At 32.2% G+C, this 22,099-nt stretch carries 18 protein-coding genes and 1 pseudogene; 12 read left to right on the top strand and 7 right to left on the bottom strand.

Annotated elements, in window-relative coordinates; all coding sequences use genetic code 11:
- Positions 1-149 precede the first annotated feature (149 nt).
- From ACREVU_RS04610 to ACREVU_RS04600, 3 genes are all read left to right on the top strand, one after another.
- Entirely contained in the window at positions 150-2,237 is a 2,088-nt protein-coding gene (locus tag ACREVU_RS04610) for a penicillin-binding transpeptidase domain-containing protein (protein WP_431550452.1), read from the top strand.
- A 632-nt stretch (positions 2,238-2,869) separates the two neighbouring features.
- Positions 2,870-4,969 (top strand): sodium-translocating pyrophosphatase, encoded by a 2,100-nt coding sequence (locus ACREVU_RS04605; protein WP_431550451.1) that lies wholly within the window; start codon positions 2,870-2,872, stop codon positions 4,967-4,969.
- A gap of 194 nt (positions 4,970-5,163) precedes the next feature.
- On the top strand, positions 5,164-7,200 hold the full coding sequence (locus ACREVU_RS04600) for an alpha-amylase family glycosyl hydrolase (RefSeq protein ID WP_431550450.1): 2,037 nt from the start codon (positions 5,164-5,166) through the stop codon (positions 7,198-7,200).
- 100 nt (positions 7,201-7,300) lie between these two features.
- On the opposite strand, the gene ACREVU_RS04595 is transcribed toward ACREVU_RS04600, so the two are convergent.
- The 4 genes from ACREVU_RS04595 to ACREVU_RS04580 all read right to left on the bottom strand — a co-directional run bounded on the left by ACREVU_RS04595 (position 7,301) and on the right by ACREVU_RS04580 (position 10,934).
- Positions 7,301-8,023: a phosphatase gene (locus ACREVU_RS04595; protein WP_431550449.1), complete on the bottom strand. Its 723-nt coding sequence runs from the start codon at positions 8,021-8,023 to the stop codon at positions 7,301-7,303.
- Positions 8,024-8,098: 75 nt separating this feature from the next.
- A complete protein-coding gene (locus ACREVU_RS04590) occupies positions 8,099-9,139 on the bottom strand; it encodes a metal-dependent hydrolase (protein ID WP_431550448.1) in 1,041 nt (346 codons plus the stop codon).
- Positions 9,140-9,191: 52 nt separating this feature from the next.
- Positions 9,192-9,833 (bottom strand): pentapeptide repeat-containing protein, encoded by a 642-nt coding sequence (locus tag ACREVU_RS04585; RefSeq protein WP_431550447.1) that lies wholly within the window; start codon positions 9,831-9,833, stop codon positions 9,192-9,194.
- A 153-nt stretch (positions 9,834-9,986) separates the two neighbouring features.
- A complete protein-coding gene (locus tag ACREVU_RS04580) occupies positions 9,987-10,934 on the bottom strand; it encodes an L-lactate dehydrogenase (protein WP_431550446.1) in 948 nt (315 codons plus the stop codon).
- Between the two features lie 542 nt (positions 10,935-11,476).
- Here ACREVU_RS04580 and aroF point away from each other — a divergent pair.
- From aroF to ACREVU_RS04535, 9 genes are all read left to right on the top strand, one after another.
- Complete coding sequence (aroF, locus tag ACREVU_RS04575) at positions 11,477-12,490, top strand: 3-deoxy-7-phosphoheptulonate synthase (RefSeq protein ID WP_431550445.1); 1,014 nt, start codon at positions 11,477-11,479, stop codon at positions 12,488-12,490.
- Between the two features lie 12 nt (positions 12,491-12,502).
- The gene (locus ACREVU_RS04570; protein ID WP_431550444.1) at positions 12,503-13,354 is read left to right on the top strand and encodes a prephenate dehydrogenase; all 852 of its coding nucleotides are present in this window, start codon (positions 12,503-12,505) and stop codon (positions 13,352-13,354) included.
- A gap of 1 nt (position 13,355) precedes the next feature.
- Positions 13,356-14,432, top strand: coding sequence for a 3-dehydroquinate synthase (gene aroB / locus ACREVU_RS04565; RefSeq protein ID WP_431550443.1), 1,077 nt, complete (start codon positions 13,356-13,358; stop codon positions 14,430-14,432).
- 29 nt (positions 14,433-14,461) lie between these two features.
- Complete coding sequence (gene aroA, locus ACREVU_RS04560; protein WP_431550442.1) at positions 14,462-15,784, top strand: 3-phosphoshikimate 1-carboxyvinyltransferase; 1,323 nt, start codon at positions 14,462-14,464, stop codon at positions 15,782-15,784.
- A complete protein-coding gene (gene aroC / locus ACREVU_RS04555; RefSeq protein WP_431550441.1) occupies positions 15,765-16,835 on the top strand; it encodes a chorismate synthase in 1,071 nt (356 codons plus the stop codon). The genes aroA and aroC overlap by 20 nt, the downstream gene beginning before the upstream one ends.
- Before the next feature lie 59 nt (positions 16,836-16,894).
- The gene (gene pheA, locus ACREVU_RS04550; RefSeq protein WP_431550440.1) at positions 16,895-18,034 is read left to right on the top strand and encodes a prephenate dehydratase; all 1,140 of its coding nucleotides are present in this window, start codon (positions 16,895-16,897) and stop codon (positions 18,032-18,034) included.
- Complete coding sequence (locus ACREVU_RS04545) at positions 18,031-18,537, top strand: shikimate kinase (RefSeq protein ID WP_431550439.1); 507 nt, start codon at positions 18,031-18,033, stop codon at positions 18,535-18,537. The genes pheA and ACREVU_RS04545 overlap by 4 nt, the downstream gene beginning before the upstream one ends.
- Positions 18,538-18,548: 11 nt before the next feature.
- On the top strand, positions 18,549-18,974 hold the full coding sequence (gene aroQ / locus ACREVU_RS04540; protein ID WP_431550438.1) for a type II 3-dehydroquinate dehydratase: 426 nt from the start codon (positions 18,549-18,551) through the stop codon (positions 18,972-18,974).
- Positions 18,975-19,049: 75 nt separating this feature from the next.
- The gene (locus ACREVU_RS04535; RefSeq protein ID WP_431550437.1) at positions 19,050-19,910 is read left to right on the top strand and encodes a mechanosensitive ion channel family protein; all 861 of its coding nucleotides are present in this window, start codon (positions 19,050-19,052) and stop codon (positions 19,908-19,910) included.
- A 43-nt stretch (positions 19,911-19,953) separates the two neighbouring features.
- Here ACREVU_RS04535 and ACREVU_RS04530 read toward each other — a convergent pair whose 3' ends face one another.
- From ACREVU_RS04530 to ACREVU_RS04520, 3 genes and pseudogenes are all read right to left on the bottom strand, one after another.
- Positions 19,954-21,081 (bottom strand): Ger(x)C family spore germination protein, encoded by a 1,128-nt coding sequence (locus ACREVU_RS04530; protein ID WP_431550436.1) that lies wholly within the window; start codon positions 21,079-21,081, stop codon positions 19,954-19,956.
- A complete protein-coding gene (locus tag ACREVU_RS04525; protein WP_431550435.1) occupies positions 21,078-21,236 on the bottom strand; it encodes a hypothetical protein in 159 nt (52 codons plus the stop codon). Before ACREVU_RS04525 ends, ACREVU_RS04530 begins: the two co-directional genes overlap by 4 nt.
- Before the next feature lie 99 nt (positions 21,237-21,335).
- A pseudogene (locus tag ACREVU_RS04520) lies at positions 21,336-21,854 on the bottom strand (GerAB/ArcD/ProY family transporter); the annotation flags it as partial.
- Between the last annotated feature and the right edge of the window lie 245 nt (positions 21,855-22,099).

Below are 22,099 nucleotides of genomic sequence, written 5' to 3'. Positions count from 1 at the left end.
TCAAGTGTTTTTTTATAAATATAAGAAATTTCAAAAGATTTTGTTTGAAATCCTGGGGGGAAGAATAAAAATCATCCCTTCGGGATTGAGATATACGGGAGCCTAAGGGTTTCCGAATTCACTAATAATAAGCAAGGGGGTGATACAATATGCCAAGAAAAAAAGTGAAAGTAATTATTCTTACAACCATAATCATAATAGCAATATTGATAGGAGTTTTTATGGTGTTTTTTACAAAAGGGGATAGTGCAACTAAAACTTTCAATGCTTATAAGAATAATTGGATAAAACAAGATTTCAAAACCATGTATACCATGCTTTCAACTAAAACTAAGGAAACAGTAACTGAAAAGCAATTTGTAGATAAATATACAGCTATTTATAGTGGGATAGAAGCTAAAAGTATATCAATAAAAGTTGGGAATGAAATAAAAGGTGATAATAAAAATACTATTAACATACCATTTTCTATGTCTATGACTACTGCTGCAGGGAAATTGAATATGCCCGGATACCAGGTAGTTATGGTAAAAGAAAAAGTTAACAACAAAAAGCAGTTGCTATTTTTCTCGAAAAAGGATTGGACTATAGTTTGGAATGAAAAAATGATATTTCCAAATATGAAATCAGGAGACAAGGTGAGGATAAAACCGGAACTTGCTAAACGTGGAGAAATTTCTGATAGAAATGGAAAACCACTGGCTATAAATGCTCCAATTGTTTGCATTGGAATACAGCCTAACAGATTTATTAAAAATAAGGACACAAATATATCACAGATGGCTAAAATACTAGATATTGACGCATCAGTTATAGAAACTAAACTAAAAGGTAATGAGAATTCAGAACAATTTGTACCTATTATTAACATATTACAAAGCGAAAAAGCAAAAATAGCTGGAGTCATGGAGCTTGAAGGGGTAATTCATAATAAACCTGAAGGTAGAATATATCCTGGTGGGGAAGCCTTTGGATCGCTTATAGGGTATATTCAGCCTATAACTGCGGAAGAACTAGAAAAGATGCCTGGGCAAGGTTATACTTCAGTAAGTTTAATTGGTAAGGCAGGTTTAGAGCAGGTCAATGAAAAAAGGCTTAAGGGAGAGAATGGAGCAACGATATATATATCAAGAGAAAAAAATGGAAACAAGATCCAAAATCTTGTAATTCTTAAAAAGGAATCTAAAGATGGTGAAAATATAAAATTATCAATAGATTTTGAGCTTCAGAAAAAAATATATGCAGGAATGAATAAGGATGCAGGCGCCTGCACAGCAATAAATCCTAAAAGTGGAGAAGTACTTGCTTTAGTAAGCTCTCCATCATATGATTCAAATGCTCGGACCACTTATATATCCAATAATCAGAGGAATGCATGGAAAAGTGGTAAGGATCCATTTAAAAATAGATTTAAGGCTGTATATTCTCCAGGTTCTACCTTCAAAATGGTGACAGCCGCTGTTGGATTAGATTCAGGTAAGATAAAACCTAATGAATTTATAGACATAAAGGGAACACAGTGGCAAAAGGATAAATCCTGGGGGACATATAATATTACTAGGGTTTCTGATTCTGGTAAGCCAGTTAACTTATCAGATGCATTTATACATTCTGATAACATATACTTTGCAATGGCAGCTCTTAAAATTGGAAAAGAGGAATTTATAAAAGGAAGTAATGATTTTGGAATAGGGGAGCAACTGCCTATAGGCTATCCTATAGCAAAATCACAGGTAGCTAATGATAATAAAATCATAAACAATGTAGCATTAGCAGATAGTGGTTATGGTCAAGGCCAAGTACTTATGAGTCCACTTCAACTCGCATTAGCTTATAGCTCAGTTGTTAACAATGGTAATATCATGTCTCCAACTTTAGAGTGTTTTAATGAAAAAACAACATCTAAAGTATGGAAAACCAATGCAGTTTCTGCGGCTAATATAAAATATATAAAAGATGGTCTTACTGCAGTTATAGAAAATCCAGCAGGTACAGGACATGGAGCAAAAATTGAAGGTATAGCTCTTGCAGGTAAAACTGGAACGGCAGAACTTAAAAAAAATACTGAGGATAAAATTGCTGAAGAAAATGGATGGTTTATATGCATGGATACAGCTAATCCTAAAATAGTAGTATCTATGATAATAGAAGATGTCAAAAATAGAGGTGAAAGTCACTATGTGGTACCCATTGTAAAAGCAATAATGGGATATTATTTGAATAAGACAACAAAATAGATTTAATTACAGTTCAGGTTATGAGAAAAACTGTACATCTAGCTTATAAAGATAAAGTAAAAGTAAATAATAAGAAGTTTGAAGTGGGGGTAGGGTAAATATATATGCTTTAGCAAAATTGCTAGAGCATTTTATTGTGCAGTAAAATAGGGAAATTGTTAGAAAAGTTAGCCAATTTACTTGGGCAATATTCTATTATATGTAAAAAAATTTAAAACAATCAAGCTGAAATTAATAAAAATATTCCATGGATACTAATAATTGGTCATTTATGCTATAATGTATAATGACGAATAATTTTTTTTATAATTATTTTAAATTATTAATTTTACTAATGAACTTATTAAGCTACAGTAATAATTGCAATAATTATTACTATATTAGACTTGTTTAGATATACAGCAAACTACCTTAAAGTGTGGACAAAGTTATATTGAAAATGAAGTTGAGGATGGCTAAGGCCTCTTAATATGAAAATCTTTAATAATAGTATGTGTTGTAATCTTAACATTTATAATGAGCTTTGTAAGGATGTTATATTTCATAAAGGGGAGATGAGAATTAGGTATAGTCATATGCTTATTTAATGACGAGAGAATTCAATTACTAAAATATTTTAGGAGGTAGTTATTATGAATTTATTGATTTTGGCCCCAATTTGTTCTATATTAGCCCTTAGTTTTGCTGGATATCTAGCATTTAAAGTATTAAAAGAAGATGAGGGAACGGAGCAGATGAAAAAAATTGCTACGGCTATTAGAGAAGGTGCAGATGCCTATTTAAAAAGGCAGTACACTGGAGTAGCACTTTTCTTTGTAGTTATGTTTATACTCCTAGGAATACTTGCAGCAACTGGGTATCTTACCCCATTTGTACCTTTTGCATTTATAACTGGAGGTTTTTTCTCAGGTCTTTCAGGTTTTATAGGAATGAAAATTGCAACACGTGCAAATGTTAGAACTACACATGCAGCTGGGAAAAGTCTTAACAGTGCTTTAACAGTCGCTTTTTCAAGTGGTGCAGTAATGGGACTTACTGTTGTAGGTCTTGGACTTCTTGATATTAGCATATGGTATTATTTATTAGATTTTTTCTATAGAAATTTAGATCAAGCAGCAAGAATTCAAAATATAACAAGTGCAATGATTACATTTGGAATGGGAGCTAGCTCCATGGCACTATTTGCTAGAGTAGGTGGAGGTATATTTACTAAAGCAGCAGACGTAGGTGCAGACCTTGTTGGTAAGCTTGAAGTAGGAATTCCAGAGGATGACCCAAGAAACCCTGCAGTTATAGCTGATAACGTTGGAGACAATGTTGGTGACGTAGCTGGTATGGGTGCAGATCTTTATGAATCCTATGTTGGTTCAATAGTATCCACTGCAGCTCTTGCCGTAGCAGCGGGGCTTGGAGTTTCAGGTGTTACAATTCCTTTGGTAATAGCGGCTATTGGTGTAGTTGCATCTATCATTGGAACCTTCTTTGTTAAATCAGGGGAGAAAGCTGAACAAAAGGCTCTTTTATCGGCTCTAAGACGTGGTGTTTACGTAAGTTCTGCAATAATTGCAATACTTGCTTTCTTCCTAGTTTGGAATGTACTTGGAATGGAGCGCATTGGAGTTTACTTTGCAATTTTAAGTGGGCTAGTAGCAGGTAATTTAATTGGTTTTTGTACAGAATATTTTACTTCGGATACGTACAAGCCTACTCAAAAACTGGCACAAACAACAAAAACTGGTGCAGCCACAGTTATAATAGGTGGTCTTTCACTGGGAATGATGTCTACTTTTCTTCCTGTTATAATAGTAGCAATGGCAATTGCCGCTAGTTTCTATTTTGCTGGAGGAGCAGGAGATTATAATATGGGTTTATATGGTGTAGGAATAGCTGCAGTAGGCATGCTTAGTACACTAGGTATAACTTTAGCTACAGATGCTTATGGACCAGTAGCAGACAATGCTGGTGGTATTGCAGAAATGACCCATCAAGATCCTATAGTGCGAGAAAGAACAGACGCTCTTGATTCACTAGGAAATACTACAGCAGCTACAGGTAAAGGTTTTGCTATAGGTTCAGCAGCTTTAACAGCACTTGCTCTTATTGCGGCATATAGAGATCAAGTGGAGATAATTGTAAAAAAAGAGAACTTGGACTTTGTTTTTAACTTGTCAATATTAAATCCTCAAGTTCTTATAGGATTATTTATAGGTGGAATGATTCCTTTTGTGTTTGCAGCATTAACTATGGATGCAGTAGGTAAAACAGCTCAACTTATAGTGGTAGAAGTTAGAAGACAATTTAAAGAAATATTGGGTCTTATGGATGGTACCGAAGAGGCTGATTATGCAACTTGCGTTGATATCTGCACAAAAGCAGCTCAAAAGGAAATGATTCTACCTGCCTTACTTGCTATTAGTGTTCCAATAATAGTTGGAATACTTTTAGGTGTAAATGGAGTGGCAGGACTACTAGCAGGAGCAACAGTAACAGGTTTTGTACTTGCAGTTATGATGGCTAATTCAGGTGGAGCTTGGGATAATGCCAAAAAGCATATTGAAGCTGGAAACCTAGGTGGAAAAGGATCAGATTGCCATAAAGCGGCTGTTGTAGGCGATACTGTAGGAGATCCATTTAAGGATACTTCAGGTCCAGCCATAAATATATTGATAAAATTACTTTCAATGGTATCAATAGTATTTGCAGCATTTATTTTGAATTTTTCATTATTTTAAGTAAACAAAAGCGGCTTCCTATTAATTTAGGAAACCGCTTTTAAAATTAAATTTATTAAACTTTTGCACCATAAAATAAATTGTTTTTATTTAATTAATAAAGAACAAAGGAATTGAAAATCATTAGTCGAATTAAATATATTATGTAAAGAATATTTTGTTTTAAAAAATACGAACCTGAAAGGAATTTTTTGATGAATGATAATGGAAATAAAAATAATAACGAAAATAAGTCTATAAAAATAATAGAGATTGATCCATATCTCAAACCATTTAAAAAGGATATTCAACTTAGAGTAGATAGTTATAATTCTTGCAAAAAAAAATTATTGCAAAATAATCAAAGTCTCCAGTCTTTTGCCAATGGAGACTTATTTTACGGGTTTCATTTAGTAGCGGATGGATGGATTTATAGGGAATGGGCTCCTGCAGCTGATGCTCTTTATTTAATTGGCGATTTTAATTGCTGGAATCCACAGGCACATCCACTTCAAAAAAAAGAGAATGGCAATTGGGAGATTTTTTTGCCAGGAGTACAAACTTTAAAACATATGTCCTGTGTCAAGGTAAGAGTAGTAGCTAAAAATGTATCAAGAGATAGAATTCCTCTTTATATTAAACGGACGGTGCAAAATCCTAATACTCATGATTTTGTAGGACAGATTTGGCAACCAGATTATGACTTTAAGTGGCAAGATAGTGAGTTTAACGTTGCTAAAGAGAGTGCACTGTTTATATATGAGGCTCATGTTGGTATGGCGCAGGAAAAAGAAGGGATGGGTACTTTCAAAGAATTTACAGAAATTACACTTCCTAGAATAAAAGCTGCTGGTTATAATACAGTGCAGCTTATGGCTATAATGCAACATCCTTATTATGCATCCTTTGGTTATCAAGTATCTAATTTTTTTGCTGTTTCTTCCTGGTTTGGAACTCCAGAAGACCTAAAAGTATTAATAAATACCGCCCACAAAATGGGTATTGCAGTATTACTTGACTTGGTACACTCTCATTCAATTAAGAATATTGCAGAGGGCATTAATGAGTTTGATGGAACAGACTACCAATTCTTTAATACTGGAGCTTTAGGGGATCATTCAGCCTGGGGTACAAAGCTTTTTAATTATGGAAAACCAGAGGTTCTTCATTTTCTTTTGTCAAACATTAAGTTTTGGCTAGAAGAATATCATTTTGATGGTTATCGATTTGATGGTGTGTCATCTATGTTATATCACCATAATGGACTTGGAGTAGCATTTACAGATTATAGTAAATATTTTAGTATGGATACAGATATAGAAGCAATTACTTACCTTCAATTTGCAAATGACTTAATAAGGGAAATAAATCCTAATGCAGTAACTATAGCAGAGGATATGAGTGGAATGCCTGGAATGTGTCTACCTGTAGCCTTTGGTGGTTTGGGTTTTGATTATCGTTTGTCTATGGGCGTACCTGATCTTTGGGTAAAAATGCTAAAAGAGTTGCCTGATGAGAAATGGAGCATGAACCAGCTATGGTATGAATTAACTAGTAGAAGACCTTGTGAAAAGAATATAGGTTATTCAGAATCTCATGATCAGGCACTTGTAGGTGATAAGACTTTAATGTTCCGTTTAGGTGGCAAAGCGATGTATACACATATGTTAAAAGCTGATGATAATTTGATAATAGGAAGAGCCATGGAACTCCATAAACTTATTAGATTTATTACCATAACTTTAGGTGGCGAAGGCTATTTAAATTTCATGGGTAATGAATTTGGTCACCCAGAATGGATTGATTTTCCAAGAGAAGGTAATAATTGGAGTTATCATTACGCAAGAAGACAATGGAGTCTGATGGAAAATAAAGAGCTTAAGTATGAATATTTATCAAATTTTGATAGAGAAATGTTGACTTTAGTAAAAACCTATGATGTTTTAGGTTCTTCTGATTTACAAAATCTCTGGACTGACGAGCAACATAAATTGCTTGCTTTCAGAAAAGGTGGGCTAGTATTTTTATTTAATTTTAATCCCGTGGAATCTTTCTCTGAATATGAGCTTCCTACGGATGAGATTGGCAATTATAAGATTGTGTTTAATAGTGACGAAAAAACATTTGGTGGGCAGGGTAGAATAGCAAAAGATTATATTTACCACACAGATAAATTAAGTCAGAGGGATTGCAAAACTGGTATTGTAATATACTCACCTAGTAGAACTGCGTTGGTTTTAAAGAAACAATAAAGAGATTAAGGGGATTCATTTAACAAAATGAATCCCCTTAAAAAGGGTCATATTATAAGCACTATTATAAAAGGCCATAGCTTAAATAAAATACTCGGTATTATATATTTTTACCTTTTTCTCTAAGAAATTCTATTAACATTTTTTTGTTTGTATTAATTATAAGCTCTTCAGGCATAGTTATGTCTTTAAGTGCTTTTTCTGCAACAGCAAAATTCCCTATAGAGTAGCAGAAATGGGCATCACTATTTACAATGATTTTTACACCAAATTTTTTGCAAAGTTTTATTATTTTAATACAGTTTTTTTCACTGCCTAGTCTTGATGATATAAAAGAACTATTATTTAGTTCGATTAGTATATTTTTTTCTTTTGCCTTTTTTACTATTTCTTCCTCATGTATAGGAAATTTAGGATTTCCCATATGTCCTAAAATATTCACGTTTGGATTATCCATAGCTTTTAAAATAGTAGCCGTATTTAAATCGGCACTCTTAGCACCTTCCATTAGAGGTTGATGCATGCTTACTATCATTACGTCTAGTTTCTTTTGCACTTCTAATGGTATATCAAGATTACCTTCATAATCAATTATATTAGCTTCACATCCGTAAAGCATTTTAACACCGTACAATTCTCTTGGAAGTACTTTAAAATTTCCAAAATACCAAAGATCAGGAGCTCCTGGCATATTAGGACCATGATCTGTAACTCCTAATATCTCAAGACCTATTTCACTAGCATATTTTGCATTTTCCATGAGTGTACTGTATGCATGGCCACTAACTATAGTATGTGTATGTAAATCTGCAACAAACTTCATAAAATCTCTCCTCTATGTTTCTGACCTTTCTACTTCATTATAAACCTAAATTTAAGTTTATTGTTAAAACACTGTTTAAATTACTGTAAATTTTGCGCCATAAACAGTGAGTCCGATTACCAACACTGCGAATAATACCAGGATATATATTACTTCAAATAAATTTCCTGTATTGGAGCCGGTGGTAATATGTGGGGGTAATTTCAATTTGAATTTGCCGATTTTTTCTAAAGTACGAACAAATTTATTGTGAAAACCCAATTTTTTAAATAACTGTGCAATAAACCTTGGTAATGAAAGGAGAGGAACTCCCTCTTTTGTTAATATATCAGCCCAATATATATGGCTCATGTATCCAACAAAAAAACATCCTGTTAAATATTCATACCCTAATTTATTAAATACATAGGACGCTGAAATAGTAAAAATAACAACTCCCTCTAGTGAGTGCAAAAATGATCTATGAGGGAAAGTTGCAATACCAATTAGTAAAATACAAATAACGTAAATAAGGGGGTCATTTGAATTAGCAAAGTTATAAATTGCTAAAATTGCACTTCCCCCAACATAAGTTAAAAACATGGAAATTCTTATAAAATCACTGGATCCAACACTTATTATAGCTGATATTTTTTTATAGATTGTCCCAATTAGGGGAATCCTTTTAAAATTTCTTTCATTAGTTACTCCTGAAAATATTAAAATGAAAGACAAAGAATATATAAATATCTGAGCATATACATGTATATTATCATACTCACCTATATATTTTAGCCCCGTAAGTTCCCCTATAATAGTTTTTGAATACAATAAAATAAGTGCTCCAAGTCCAACTCCTAAGAGTAGCCTTAACAATAACTTTAGTATTTTTTCTATATCATTTATTACTTTATTACTTGTACCTGTAAGTGGGTTCATATGGTTTATTTTGCTATGTTGACTATCAGCATCAACTAGTAATCCTGAAAGCCCTGCAGTTACAAGGCCTATAAAGCTTATTCCCATGGGGACATGTATAAATCTATTGTTAAATATTATTATTGAATTAATTGCAGGTATCGTTGCCACTATTGCATAGGATAACATTGCAATCTTTTGATGTGATTTTCCATTCATATTATGTCTCCTTACCCCTTTAATGTCATAGCAAAATCACACGTCAGATTAATTACATATTGTTTTTCAAATACTTAACTATATAACTTAATGTGTAAAAATCACAATCTAGCTCTGCTTGAATCATATTTAATCCTTTGATTAAAAATTCTTCATCAAAATTTTCTAGTAGTATCATTAGACTGATTATGTTAATACCACCATCTTTTGTATCAAGAACTCTTGCAGCTTTTACATGTTTGTTTTTCATGGCATTTATAACAGAAGTTCGTAGTTCTTCACTAATTTCAAGTTCAGGCATTTCACTAAATACTTTAGTATCTGTATTCTTAACACTAAGATTCTTAGCTTTTGTAAGATCACAATTTAAAAATATAGTATTTTTATATTCTGCATCTTTAAAATCGACCCCATCTAAATTCACAGAGTCAAATATAGCATTTTCAAATATAGTATTTTTAAAATCACTACCCTTTAGATTTGTTCCAATAAATTCAGCCCATTTAAATGTACATTCAAAAAAAACACAGGCTTTAAAATGTGCACCTCTAAAAGTTACAAAGTCAAAATTTGACCTTGTAAAATCACAATTATAACAATTGCTTCTCTCAAGATTTTTATACATAAAGTTCTTACCTTTTTTTTCAATATTATTATAAACAAAATTGTTTCTAACACTATGATTCTTTCCCATTTTTACCTCCATGGCAAATGTATTTATTTGCCGTTCTATTATTATTATACTTAAAAAGACCTCTAACCAATTTTGTGAAGTGGCCAGAAGTCCTCATATTTCATTATAAATACTATACAAAAATTCATTAAAAGTCAATGATTTATTATAATTTTATATATTTGAATCATCTATAACTGACTTAAGCACCTTAGAAGAGTCAACAAGTTGATCCATTTCATCTTTATTAAGTTTAACCTGTAATATTTTTTTTACTCCTCCTATACCTATAATTGTTGGAACACCCATATAAACGTCCTGAATTCCATATTCACCTTTTAACAAGGAGGATACTGTAAGAATAGAATTTTCATTGCTAAGTATTGCCTCAACTATTCTTTTAACAGCTAGAGCAATGGCATAATAGGTTGCACCCTTTTTTTCAATTACCTTATAGGCTGCTTCTTTTACATCTTTATATATATTTAACTTCATCTCTCCACCACATTTTTTAAGGCAATTATCACAGTACTCATCAACATTCATACCTGCAATACTAGTTAAACTCCAAGTGGCAATTTCTGAGTCACCATGTTCACCCATTATATAGGTGTGTATGTTTCGTGGGTCAACCTCAAAGTGCTGACCAAGCATGTATTTAAATCTTGAAGTATCCAAAACCGTACCTGACCCAATTACTCTATCACTAGGAAAGCCAGAAAGCTTATAGGTTAAATAAGTTAATATATCTACAGGGTTTGAAACTACAATTAATATAGAATCGGGGCTGTATTTTACAACCTCTGGAACTATACTTTGAAATATTTTAAGATTTTTTGAAATACAAGCAAGTCTAGAATCACCTGGTTTTGGTCCAATTCCAGCCGTAATAATTACAATATCTGAATCTTTTGTATCAGAATATTCACCAGAAGTTATATCAACAGGCCTTACAAAAGGAGCACCATGAGATAAATCCATTGCCTCTCCTTCAGCTTTGTCCTTATTTATATCTACCATTACAATTTCAGAAGCCATCCCACTAGTCATAAGTGCAAAAGCTGTAGTAGAACCTACAAAACCTGCACCAATTATGGATATTTTATTTCCTCTTGTTTTCATATAAAAACTTCCCTTCATTTAAATCCTTAATGATAGTATATACTAATTAACAATTATTATCAAATTGAAATTTCCAATAATTTTTTTAAATTATATTATTATCGTGGAAAACATTTGTTGACAAATACACCCAACATGTTATAATGTTTAAATATTAAAGAATTTACAAAAACTAATTCAAACTTTTGTGAGGCGTAATTATGAAAAATATCATTGTTAAAGGAATTAATCAAAAAGTATATTTTTATTTTAGCTTTAGCTATCGTTATCTTAGCGTTGGCTATTTTTGGTGTAAAAAAATATATATGATTTCTTTAAATAATGAGTTTAATAATAAAACTATAATACCAGCTTTATGTTGATTTATGGAAAGTAAACTGTGTTTGTTCGCAAGGAAGGCTCATTATAATAGGTTTTTCACTTTTAAAAGGGAAGACCCATTATAAAGGGTCTTCCCTTTTTTTTATAGTTTTTTATAGCAGATTATAAACTAATCGCTTTATCAAAAATAAAGCAAAATAACATTTTAGGAGGAATTTAAAATGGTAATTGTAATGAATCCAAATGCAAAACAAGATGAAGTTAGAGGGATTATGAAAAAAATAGAGGGATTAGGGTGCACTGTTCATGTTTCTCAGGGAGAAAACCATTGTGTTTTAGGGCTTGTTGGAGATACAAATAAAATAAACGTAAGTCAGATTGAAGCAGAGGATTTTGTTGATAAGGTTATGTGCGTTCAAGCACCTTACAAAAGAGCTAATAGACTTTTTCATCCTGAAGATACAATAGTAAAAGTAGGCGACCAATCAATAGGAGGAAAAGAACTAGCAATAATAGCTGGACCTTGCGCTGTAGAAAGTGAATCACAACTTATAACTATTGCTAAAGATGTAAAACTTGCAGGAGCTAATTTTCTAAGAGGAGGGGCATACAAACCAAGAACTTCTCCATATGCATTTCAAGGAATGGAGGAAGAAGGATTAAGAATATTATTAGAAGCAAAAAAACTAACAGGACTACCAATAGTTACTGAAGTCATGAGTGTAGAGCTGGTTGAAAAAATATCACAATATGCCGACGTATTACAAATTGGTGCTAGAAATATGCAAAACTTTGATCTTTTAAAAGAAGTAGGTAGATGTAATAAGACAATACTTTTAAAGAGAGGTATGAGTGCAACAATTGAAGAACTGCTTATGTCTGCCGAATATATAATGTCTGAAGGAAATGAAAATGTAGTTTTATGCGAAAGAGGAATTAGAACATTTGAAACTTTCACAAGAAACACATTAGATTTAAGTGCAATTCCAGTGCTTAAGAAGCTTACTCATTTGCCGGTTATTGTGGATCCAAGTCATGCTACTGGTAAATGGTGGTTAGTAGAGCCCTTGGCCAAAGCTGCTATAGCAGTTGGTGCAGATGGACTTGAAATTGAGGTACATTATGATCCTGCTAATGCATTGTGTGATGGAGCACAATCATTAAAACCAGAGAAATTCAAGACTTTTATAAATTCAGTAAGAGCAATTGCAGAAACGCAAGATAGAATAATTTAAGAGGTGATAAAAGTGGACATTAGTGATTTTAATATTACAATTGTGGGTCTAGGACTTATAGGTGGGTCATTTGCCATGGCACTAAAAGAATTAAATCCTAAAAACCTTTGGGCTATTGATATTGATAAAGATGTTCTAGTAGTGGCGGAAAAGATGAATATTATAGATAAAGGTTATATAAATCCAGAAATACCCCTTAGGGATTCGGATATTGTAATACTTGCTATCTATCCGCAAAAGACAATAAATTTTGTTGAAAACAATATGAAGTTATTCAAAATTGGGGCAGTTATTACAGATACAGCTGGAATTAAGAGCAATTTATTAAGTAAAATTATACCCATTCTCCGAGAAGATTTAGATTTTATAGGGGGTCACCCTATGGCAGGAAAAGAAGAATCTGGTTTAAAAGCCGCCACTGTGGATATGTTTAAACATGCTAATTATATTTTGACTCCCACAGAAGGTAACAAGGAGAAAAACATAAACTTAATAGAGGGTCTAGCTAGAGATATGGGTTGCAAAAGAGTTGTTTATCTCACGCCTAAGGAACATGATGATATAATTGCTTACACAAGCCAGTTACCACACATTATAGCTGTTTCTTTAATAGATTGTAATAGTTCAATAATGGAAGTATCCAAGTTCGTTGGCGAGGGGTTCAAGGATACAACCAGGGTTGCTACTATAAATGAGGAATTATGGCCTGAACTGCTTTTGTATAATAAAGAAAATATAATTAATAAAATAGAAGACTTTGAAAACAATATAAAAGAAATTAAGAATGCAATAATAAATGGTGATGAAGTTTTTTTAAAGAAAAGATTTCAGAGTGCAACCAATAAGAGAAAGGAGCTAGGCTGAGATGTATAATATAGAAGTTAAAGCTTCTAGTGGAAGTTATCCTATATATATTAAAAATGGATTGCTAGGGGAAATCGGTAATGAAATTAAAAAAATATATAAGGGAAAAAAGATAGCTATAGTAACAGATTCTAATGTTAATAAATTTTATGGGCAGAAGGTCGTTAATTCATTAAATTCGGAAGGGTTTGAGACTTTTAAAATTGTGGTTAAGGCTGGTGAGGAAAGCAAGTCATTTGAAACACTTTTACAGGTATATGACAAACTATTAGATTTTAAGATAAATAGAGGTGATATTATAATTGCCTTAGGTGGTGGAGTTGTAGGAGATATGGCTGGATTTGTAGCATCCACTTTTTTAAGAGGTATTCCACTTATTCAAATTCCAACTACACTCCTGGCACAGGTTGATAGTAGTGTTGGTGGTAAGGTAGCAGTAGACCTTCCTCGCGGAAAAAACCTTGTAGGAAGCTTTTATAATCCAAAAGCAGTTTTTATCGATCCATCGCTACTAAGAACACTTAATGAAAAGTTTGTATCTGACGGCATGGGTGAAGTTATAAAATATGGAGCGATTAAAGATAGAGAACTGTTTTATAAATTAATGGACTATAAAAATAGTGAAGAGGCATTAAAAGGCATAGACGAAATTATTTATACCTGTTGCACTATTAAGGCTGATATAGTTGAAAGGGATGAGCGGGACACTGGAGAAAGAATGTTATTAAACTTTGGTCATACAATTGGTCATGCCATTGAGCAATTTTATAATTTTACGGATTATTCCCATGGAGAAGCGGTTGCAATGGGGATGTATGCTATAACAAAACTAGGGGAAGAAATAGGAATGACGAAAAGTGGGACAGCAAGTATTATAAAAGATATCTTAATTAAGTATAATTTACCTTGGAGCTTGCCTGAAATAAAAACTGAAGCTATAATTGAAACTATTAGTCATGATAAGAAAAACATTGGTGATTGTATGAATTTTATATTAGTAGAATCCATCGGCAAGAGTTTTATTGGAAAAATTGAGTTCATAAAGATTGTTGAATATTTACAAAATAACAAAAAATAATTTTTTAAATTGAATTGAGGTAATAATTTATGAAAGCAGTTACTATTAAGCCCTTTTTATTAAATGGAAAAGTAAAAATACCACCTTCAAAATCCTTATGTCATAGAGCAATTATAGCCGCAGCACTTAGCCAAGGAGAGTGTACAATATATAATATTAGTATGTCTGAGGATATAATAGCAACATGCGAAATAATGGAAAAACTAGGGGCACAAATAAAAAAGCTTCCCAATGGGCTTCTCATAAAAGGAAAATTTGCTAGCGGGTTTTCCAGCCTGGGGATTGTTAATAGTAAAATTGATAATAATGAAGATGCACGCAATGAATTAGAATGCAATGAAAGTGGATCAACCTTAAGGTTTTTAATTCCTATAGCCATGCACAGTGGAGAAAAAATAATTTTTAAAGGGAAGGGTAAACTATCACAAAGACCACTTAAACCCTATTATGAGATTTTTGATAAGCAGAATATAAAGTACACTACAAAAGGTGGTTACCTTCCACTAACAATAGAAGGAAAACTTAAACCTGGAATTTTTGAACTTAGAGGGGATGTAAGTTCTCAATTTATTACTGGGCTACTTTATGAACTACCCTTATTAGATGGAGATTCTACAATTGTGGTTACTACAAAAATGGAATCCATTGGGTACATAGATTTAACTTTGGATGTACTTTTCAAGTTTGGAGTGAACATAGAAAATGATAATTATAGAGAATTCAAACTAAAAGGAAACCAACGATATAAAAATACAGATTATATTGTTGAAGGCGATTTTTCTCAAGCGGCATTTTACCTAGCAGCAGGTGTTTTAGGTGGAGAGCTAGAGTGTCTCGATGTAAACATGGAATCACTTCAAGGAGACAAAGTAATTGTGGATATAATAAAAAATATGGGTGGAAAGATTACATTTGTGAATGGTGTCTTAAAAGCTTCAAAATCAGATTTAAAGGGGACTATTATTGATGTATCACAATGTCCTGACCTTTTACCAATAGTGGCAGTGCTTGGTGCACTAAGTACTGGAACTACAAAAATTATTAATGCTAGGAGAGCCAGATTTAAAGAATCTGATCGAATAAAAGCTATAGCAACAGAGTTAAATAAAATTGGAGCAGATGTTATAGAAAAAGGGGATTCACTGATAATTCATGGTAAACCATGTCTCAAGGGTGGTTTTGTAAACAGTTGGAATGATCATAGAATAGCTATGGCTATGGCAATTGCTTCAATTAAATGTACTGAAAAACTAACAATAGAGGATAGCGGTGCAGTAAAAAAATCCTACCCTAATTTTTATGAGGACTTTAAGAGTTTAGGAGGAAAAATTAATGAGTGGACAATGGGGTAAAAAAATAAAATATTCTATATTTGGAGAATCTCATGGAAGAAGCATAGGAATAACTATTGATGGATTACCAGCTGGTATATCACTTGATATGAATTTTATAAGTAACGAAATGCAAAGACGGGCTCCAGGTAGAGATGAATTTTCAACCAAAAGAAGTGAAGGAGATAAAGTTGAAATTTTAAGTGGGTATTTTAATGGATATACCACTGGAACACCACTTTGCGGGGTTATTTTCAATGAAGATCAAAACTCTAGGGATTATAATAAGTTAAAGGATTTAGCAAGACCGGGTCACGCCGATTTCACAGGAAAAGTTAAATATTCTGGGTTTAACGACTATAGAGGTGGCGGCCATTTCTCGGGAAGAATTACTGCGCCACTTGTTTTTGCAGGTGCCATTGCTAAACAAATCCTTTTAGGCAAGGGAATCAAAATTGGAAGTCATATTTTGAGTATTGGGAATGTCTTTGACAGCTATTTTGATGGTGTAAATGTGAAAAATCAGCTTTTAATAGATATTTTAAAGAAAGACTTCCCTGTGATTAATGATGTGAAAGGTGAAGAAATGAAAGCTATTATTTTAAAAGCCAAAGAAGAATCAGACTCTGTGGGAGGTATAATTGAAGCTACTATATTGGACCTGCCTTGTGGACTTGGTGAACCATTTTTCGATTCTATAGAGAGTAATTTAGCTCAATTACTATTTTCTGTGCCTGCAGTAAAGGGTGTAGAGTTTGGAGAAGGATTTGAAATAACAAAAGTCCAGGGAAGTGTGGCCAATGATATACCTTACATGAACGAAGGCAAGGTTTGCATGAAAACAAACAATAATGGTGGAATTAATGGGGGGATTTCTAATGGTATGCCAATAGTGTTTAGAGTAGCAATGAAACCTACTCCTTCCATAGCTAAGCTTCAAAATACTATTGATATGGATACCTACAAGAATTCAGAAATATCTGTTACAGGTAGACATGACCCTTGTATAGTGATAAGAGCACTGCCAGTAATTGAAGCCTGCGCAGCTATGAGCATTTTAGATTTTATATAATATTACAGCATCGTAGACGATAAGCAGCTACGATGCTAATAATTTAAGGATGTGATTTAATGAGTAATGTAGATGATTTAGATATAGTTGATTTGAGAAATCAAATTGATAAAATAGACGCTAGCCTCCTATCACAATTTGAAAATCGTATGGAGGTAGTTCTAAAGATAGCCCAATACAAAAAGAAAAATAACATGGAAATTTTAAACGGGGCTAGAGAAGATGCTGTTATAAAAAAGAATTTAGACTTAGTTAAAAATAATAATTTACTCTTAGAAGTAGAAGAATTCTTTAAATCTGTCATGGAAATAAGTAGAGGCTATCAAAACAAAAATCTAAAACAAGATAGAGTCTTAGTTAGAGATGAAAAGCTAACCGTTGGATTTTATGGTGTAAAAGGTTCCTTTAGCGAGGAAGCACTTAAAGGATATTTTGGTGAAGAAGTGGATACAAAATCATTAAGTGAGTTTGAAGATATATTTTTAGATTTAATATATGGTAAAATAAATTATGGAGTTATACCTATAGAAAATTCTTCTACGGGAGCAATATCAGAGGTTTATGATCTTCTCAACAAATATAACTTTTATATAATAGGTGAAAAATACCTTAAAATAAGTCAAAATTTAATGGGAATTAAAGAATCAACCTTAGACGAAATTAAAGAAGTTTATTCTCACTCCCAAGGGCTAGAGCAAAGCATGGAATTTTTGAAAGGATATAAGCATTGGAAGTTAGTTCCTTTTAATAGCACTGCAAAAAGTGCAGAGTTAGTTTGCGAACGACAGGATAAAACCTTGGCTGCTATAGCAAGTTCTAAGGCAGCAGAAATATATGGTCTCAAAATTTTGCAGAAGAACGTAAACTCGAATGCAACAAACACCACTAGATTTGTTGTCATTGGGAAAGAAATGGAAACAACTGACGAAAGCAATAAAATAAGCTTAGTTTTGTCTACTACCCACAAGGCGGGGTCACTTTATAGCATTTTAAAATATTTTGCAGAGAATAATATAAATCTTTTGAAAATTGAGTCCAGGCCAATAGTGGATAAGCCTTGGGAATATTTCTTTTACATAGATTTGGAAGGAAATATAAATGAAAACAAAGTAGTAACTGCAATTGATTTAATTAAAATGAATAGTCGTTATTTCAAGACACTAGGTAATTATAGAAGTGCAATGTTGGATATGAAATGAAGATGAAAAATATAGTTTTAATTGGAATGCCCGGCTCAGGTAAAAGTGTAATTGGAGAAATAATTGCAAAAAAATTAGAGATGACCTTAATAGACACAGATACTTACATTAAGGAGACTACAGGAAAAAACATTACTGAAATATTTAAAAATGGTGAGACTTTTTTTAGAAACATAGAAGCTAAAGCAGTTTCAGAAGTATCAAGAAAAACTTTTGCAGTTATTGCAACTGGTGGTGGGGTAGTTTCTAGATATGAAAATATTGAAAATCTTAAGAAAAATGGTGTTATAATTTATATCAATCGCCCTATTGAAAATATAGCTGGCGATATAGATGTTGAGACTCGTCCCTTACTTGCAAATGACCCCTGTCAAATTTATAGATTATTTGAAGAGAGAGGGCCCCTATACAAAGAATATTGTGACTATGAAATTATAAATATTAGTAATATTGATGATATGGTGAGTAATATTATAGATATATATGCAGAAAACAACAAATAAGGGGTGAGGTTATGAAGATATTAATAATTAATGGTCCAAACCTAAATTTTCTTGGAATAAGGGAAAAGGGTGTTTACGGAAACACAACTTACGAAGAAATGTGTAGCTATCTCTATAAAGAGGCTAAGAAAATTCAAGTTCACATTGATATTGTTCAAAGCAATATTGAAGGTGAAATTATAAATTCCATACAAGATGCCTATGAAAAGTATGATGGAATAATCATCAATGCTGGAGCATATACCCATTATAGTATTGCAATATTTGATGCTATAAAATCAGTATCGATAAATACTATAGAGGTTCATCTTAGCAATATTCATGCAAGGGAAGAATTTAGACATAAATCAGTAATTGCACCAGCCTGCTACGGGCAAATTTGTGGCTTTGGTAAATATGGATATGTTATGGCAATAAATGCACTAGTTCAGGAGTAGTTAAGAGATTGCATAGAAAGGAACTAACTTCCATTCTAAATACAGGTGAAATTTATACAAAGGAGGAGAAATTCCGTGGCTGAATTTTTACTGGAGTTAGGTTTAAAGTTTCAAACCGTTAGTGTTTTAATAAGGTTAATAATAACTTTAGCACTATTAATTATATTTCATTTAATGAAGAAAGGTATCTGCTCATTTGTTGATAAATCGAAGTTTTATTCTAAAGATATAATAAAATATAAAAAGACAACTTCATTATTTATAAATATTTTATCAGTTATAGTTATTATACCAATATGGATGTATGAGTCTAAGGATATATTGACTTTTTTAGGCATTTTCTCAGCAGGGCTAGCCTTTGCCTTTCGTGATGTGGTAGCTAGTTTTTTAGGTTGGGTAATAATCAACACCCAAAAGCCCTTTGCAATTGGTGATAGAATAAAGATTGGGAAAAGCCTTGGTGACGTATTAGCAGTAGACTGGTTTTACACTACTATAATTGAAGTTATTGAAAATAACAACAAAACATACGGACAAAGTACTGGAAGAATTGCTCATATACCAAACATAATGGTACTAACTGAAGAACTTATAAATGAGACTAACTCTTTTCCTTTTACTTGGAATGAGATTGAAATACACATTACCTTAAGCAGCGACTGGAAAAAAGCTAAAGAAATATTAATGTCCATTGCTAATGATAAAGTAGGGGATATAGAGCAAGAGGCAAAGCAAGCACTAAGTATAGCCTCGAAAACTCTTCCAATTTATTATGAGAACCTTTCTCATACAATATATACCTCCTTGGAGGAGGGAAGAGTTTGTCTAAGTTTAAGGTTTATTTGCAAGGCACGAAATTTTAGAAATTTAAAACATGTACTGGTAGAAGAGATTTTAGAAAAATTTTCTAAGCAAGAAGATATAGAATTATTGTAATGAAAGGTCCATGGTGTTATTTAGATACGGACCTTTCATTATTTCAATTATCTTTATGGAATAAAAACTGACCTCTTCCAAGATTATTAACATTAACCTTTACATTAACTACAATGTCCGAATTACAAACAATGTTATCCCAATCTTTTTCGGGGTTTCTTCCAAAAGTAGCTGCAGCATCACGACCTAGTTCTAGACAATCTACCTTATACTTATTTTGCATTTTATTTATAAATTCATAGCAACTTTTTTTTGTTTGTTCTTCTAAATCATGAGTATACTTAGCTATAGTTTCAGGATTTGTCATAAAATCCGGATACATAGTATTACTTACAACCGTGCCACTAAATTCTAAATCAATATTAAATTTATATTTACCATTGATTTTTTCGCACCATACCTTCCTTTTTACTTTTCCATAAGTTGATATCAAATGTTGTGAATCCTCTTGAAGTGTAAGTATCCCTTTAACTTTATTATTCCTTAAAAAATTCATATACCTGGCTTCTTCCATTGGCATTTTTGCAACCAACTTGTCTTCTTTGAAAGCAACCATACCGGTTAAAGTAATTTTATTGTTTAATATTTCTAAGTATGGAAGGACTAGATCTCGCCCCTCTGTACCTACCCTTACAAATATATCTACGACTTTATAGTCTGCAGACATAAAATTCTGTTCAATGGCACTTTCTATCATACCGTCAATATGGTCCGATGAAGTGACCTCATCTTCGACTTTAAGTTTTAGAATATCAAGGGCCTTTCCTTTACAAACAACAACCCATGTAGAATCATTGGTTTGTTGATTAGAAAACATTATATCAATAATGGGATTAATTCCAGAAGTTGACACATATTCGCTAAAAATAAATACCTTTTGCAAACCAAGTAAGAATTCTTTGCTACTGATAATTGACCTAGTTGATCTGGTATCAGGGATGTTTTTAGCAACAGCCTCTAATATGACACTTGAAACTTCTCCTTTGTTGGGGAAAGCATATGCACTTGCACCAATATTATATTCATTCATTGGGCTACTTGCAATGAGGTCAAAGGACAATCCTGAGCAAATATCAACTTTTTCTATTGGAAGATTACCTTTGCTGGAATTAAATGTGAGATATATAATTATACATGAAATAGATATTATAAGCATACTATATCTTTTCATTTAGAAGATTCTCCTTTTTCCTGAATATATCTAAGTTTGCTTTTACTTTTTAAAAGAGTTAATAGCGCAATTATAGTTATATAAGAAATATTAAATAAAGTTACCCAAGGAATAAGCATACCTGCAATATATCGCCTCATTACTTCATTTTCCATAAACAATGTAAAAAGGAAAATAATTGGTAATAATAAAAAACAAATTATCTTCCTTTTTACATTAGTAATACTATTTAATATTTTACTTGTGGCATAAAATTAAATAGAAATGGTTTTATATGCTAGAGTAATCCATATAATTATTTCTATATATCTAAAATTATTTACCACGGGTATTTTAAATGATTCAGCCACGAAAGAGAATGGCCATAATTGTTTTACTATTAAATCTGGTCCAGAAAAATAAATAGATGTAAAAACTATCCAGGTATGAAAGACAGTTACTACAAGTGTACTCAGTAAGGCAGCTTTTAATATGTTTTTTTTATCTTGCACATATGGATATATTATTAATAGTAATTCCATAGCTGAATATGCGAAGATAGTTTTTAGGCTTCCTTTTAAAATTTTGGACAAACCTGAACCAAAAAAAGGTTTTACATTTAAAATACTACCGGCCTTAAAGGATACTGTGGAGGCTACAATAATAAAACATAACAAAAAAAATGTTATTGTAGTAAACTTGGCTAATACCTTTAACCCTTTAATTGAACCATAACAAGGAACAGCAATAAAAAGTATAACTAACTTAAAATGAGGGATAAAATAAATGCTATATGCTCTTAATTGATAACTGAACCATGCACACTCGTGATTTCAATCGTGAGTTAGTGGTTCTTTTATGCTAGTAAAAACATTTTTATAATTTGCAAATAGAATATATGTTCTCATACGAGGCATAATAATAGTATGAAAGAAGGTGGTTGCCTTGCCGATGAGATTAACTGTAAATGAGAAGAATAAAATATTAGCTAATGAAGGTAAACAACTCTTAAATTATGGGTTAGTACTTAGAATTTATC

It is taken from the genome of Clostridium sp. (assembly GCF_050717535.1).
Taxonomy (GTDB): Bacteria; Bacillota; Clostridia; order Clostridiales; family Clostridiaceae; genus Clostridium_AD.
This window is presented reverse-complemented; position numbering and strand designations above follow the sequence as displayed.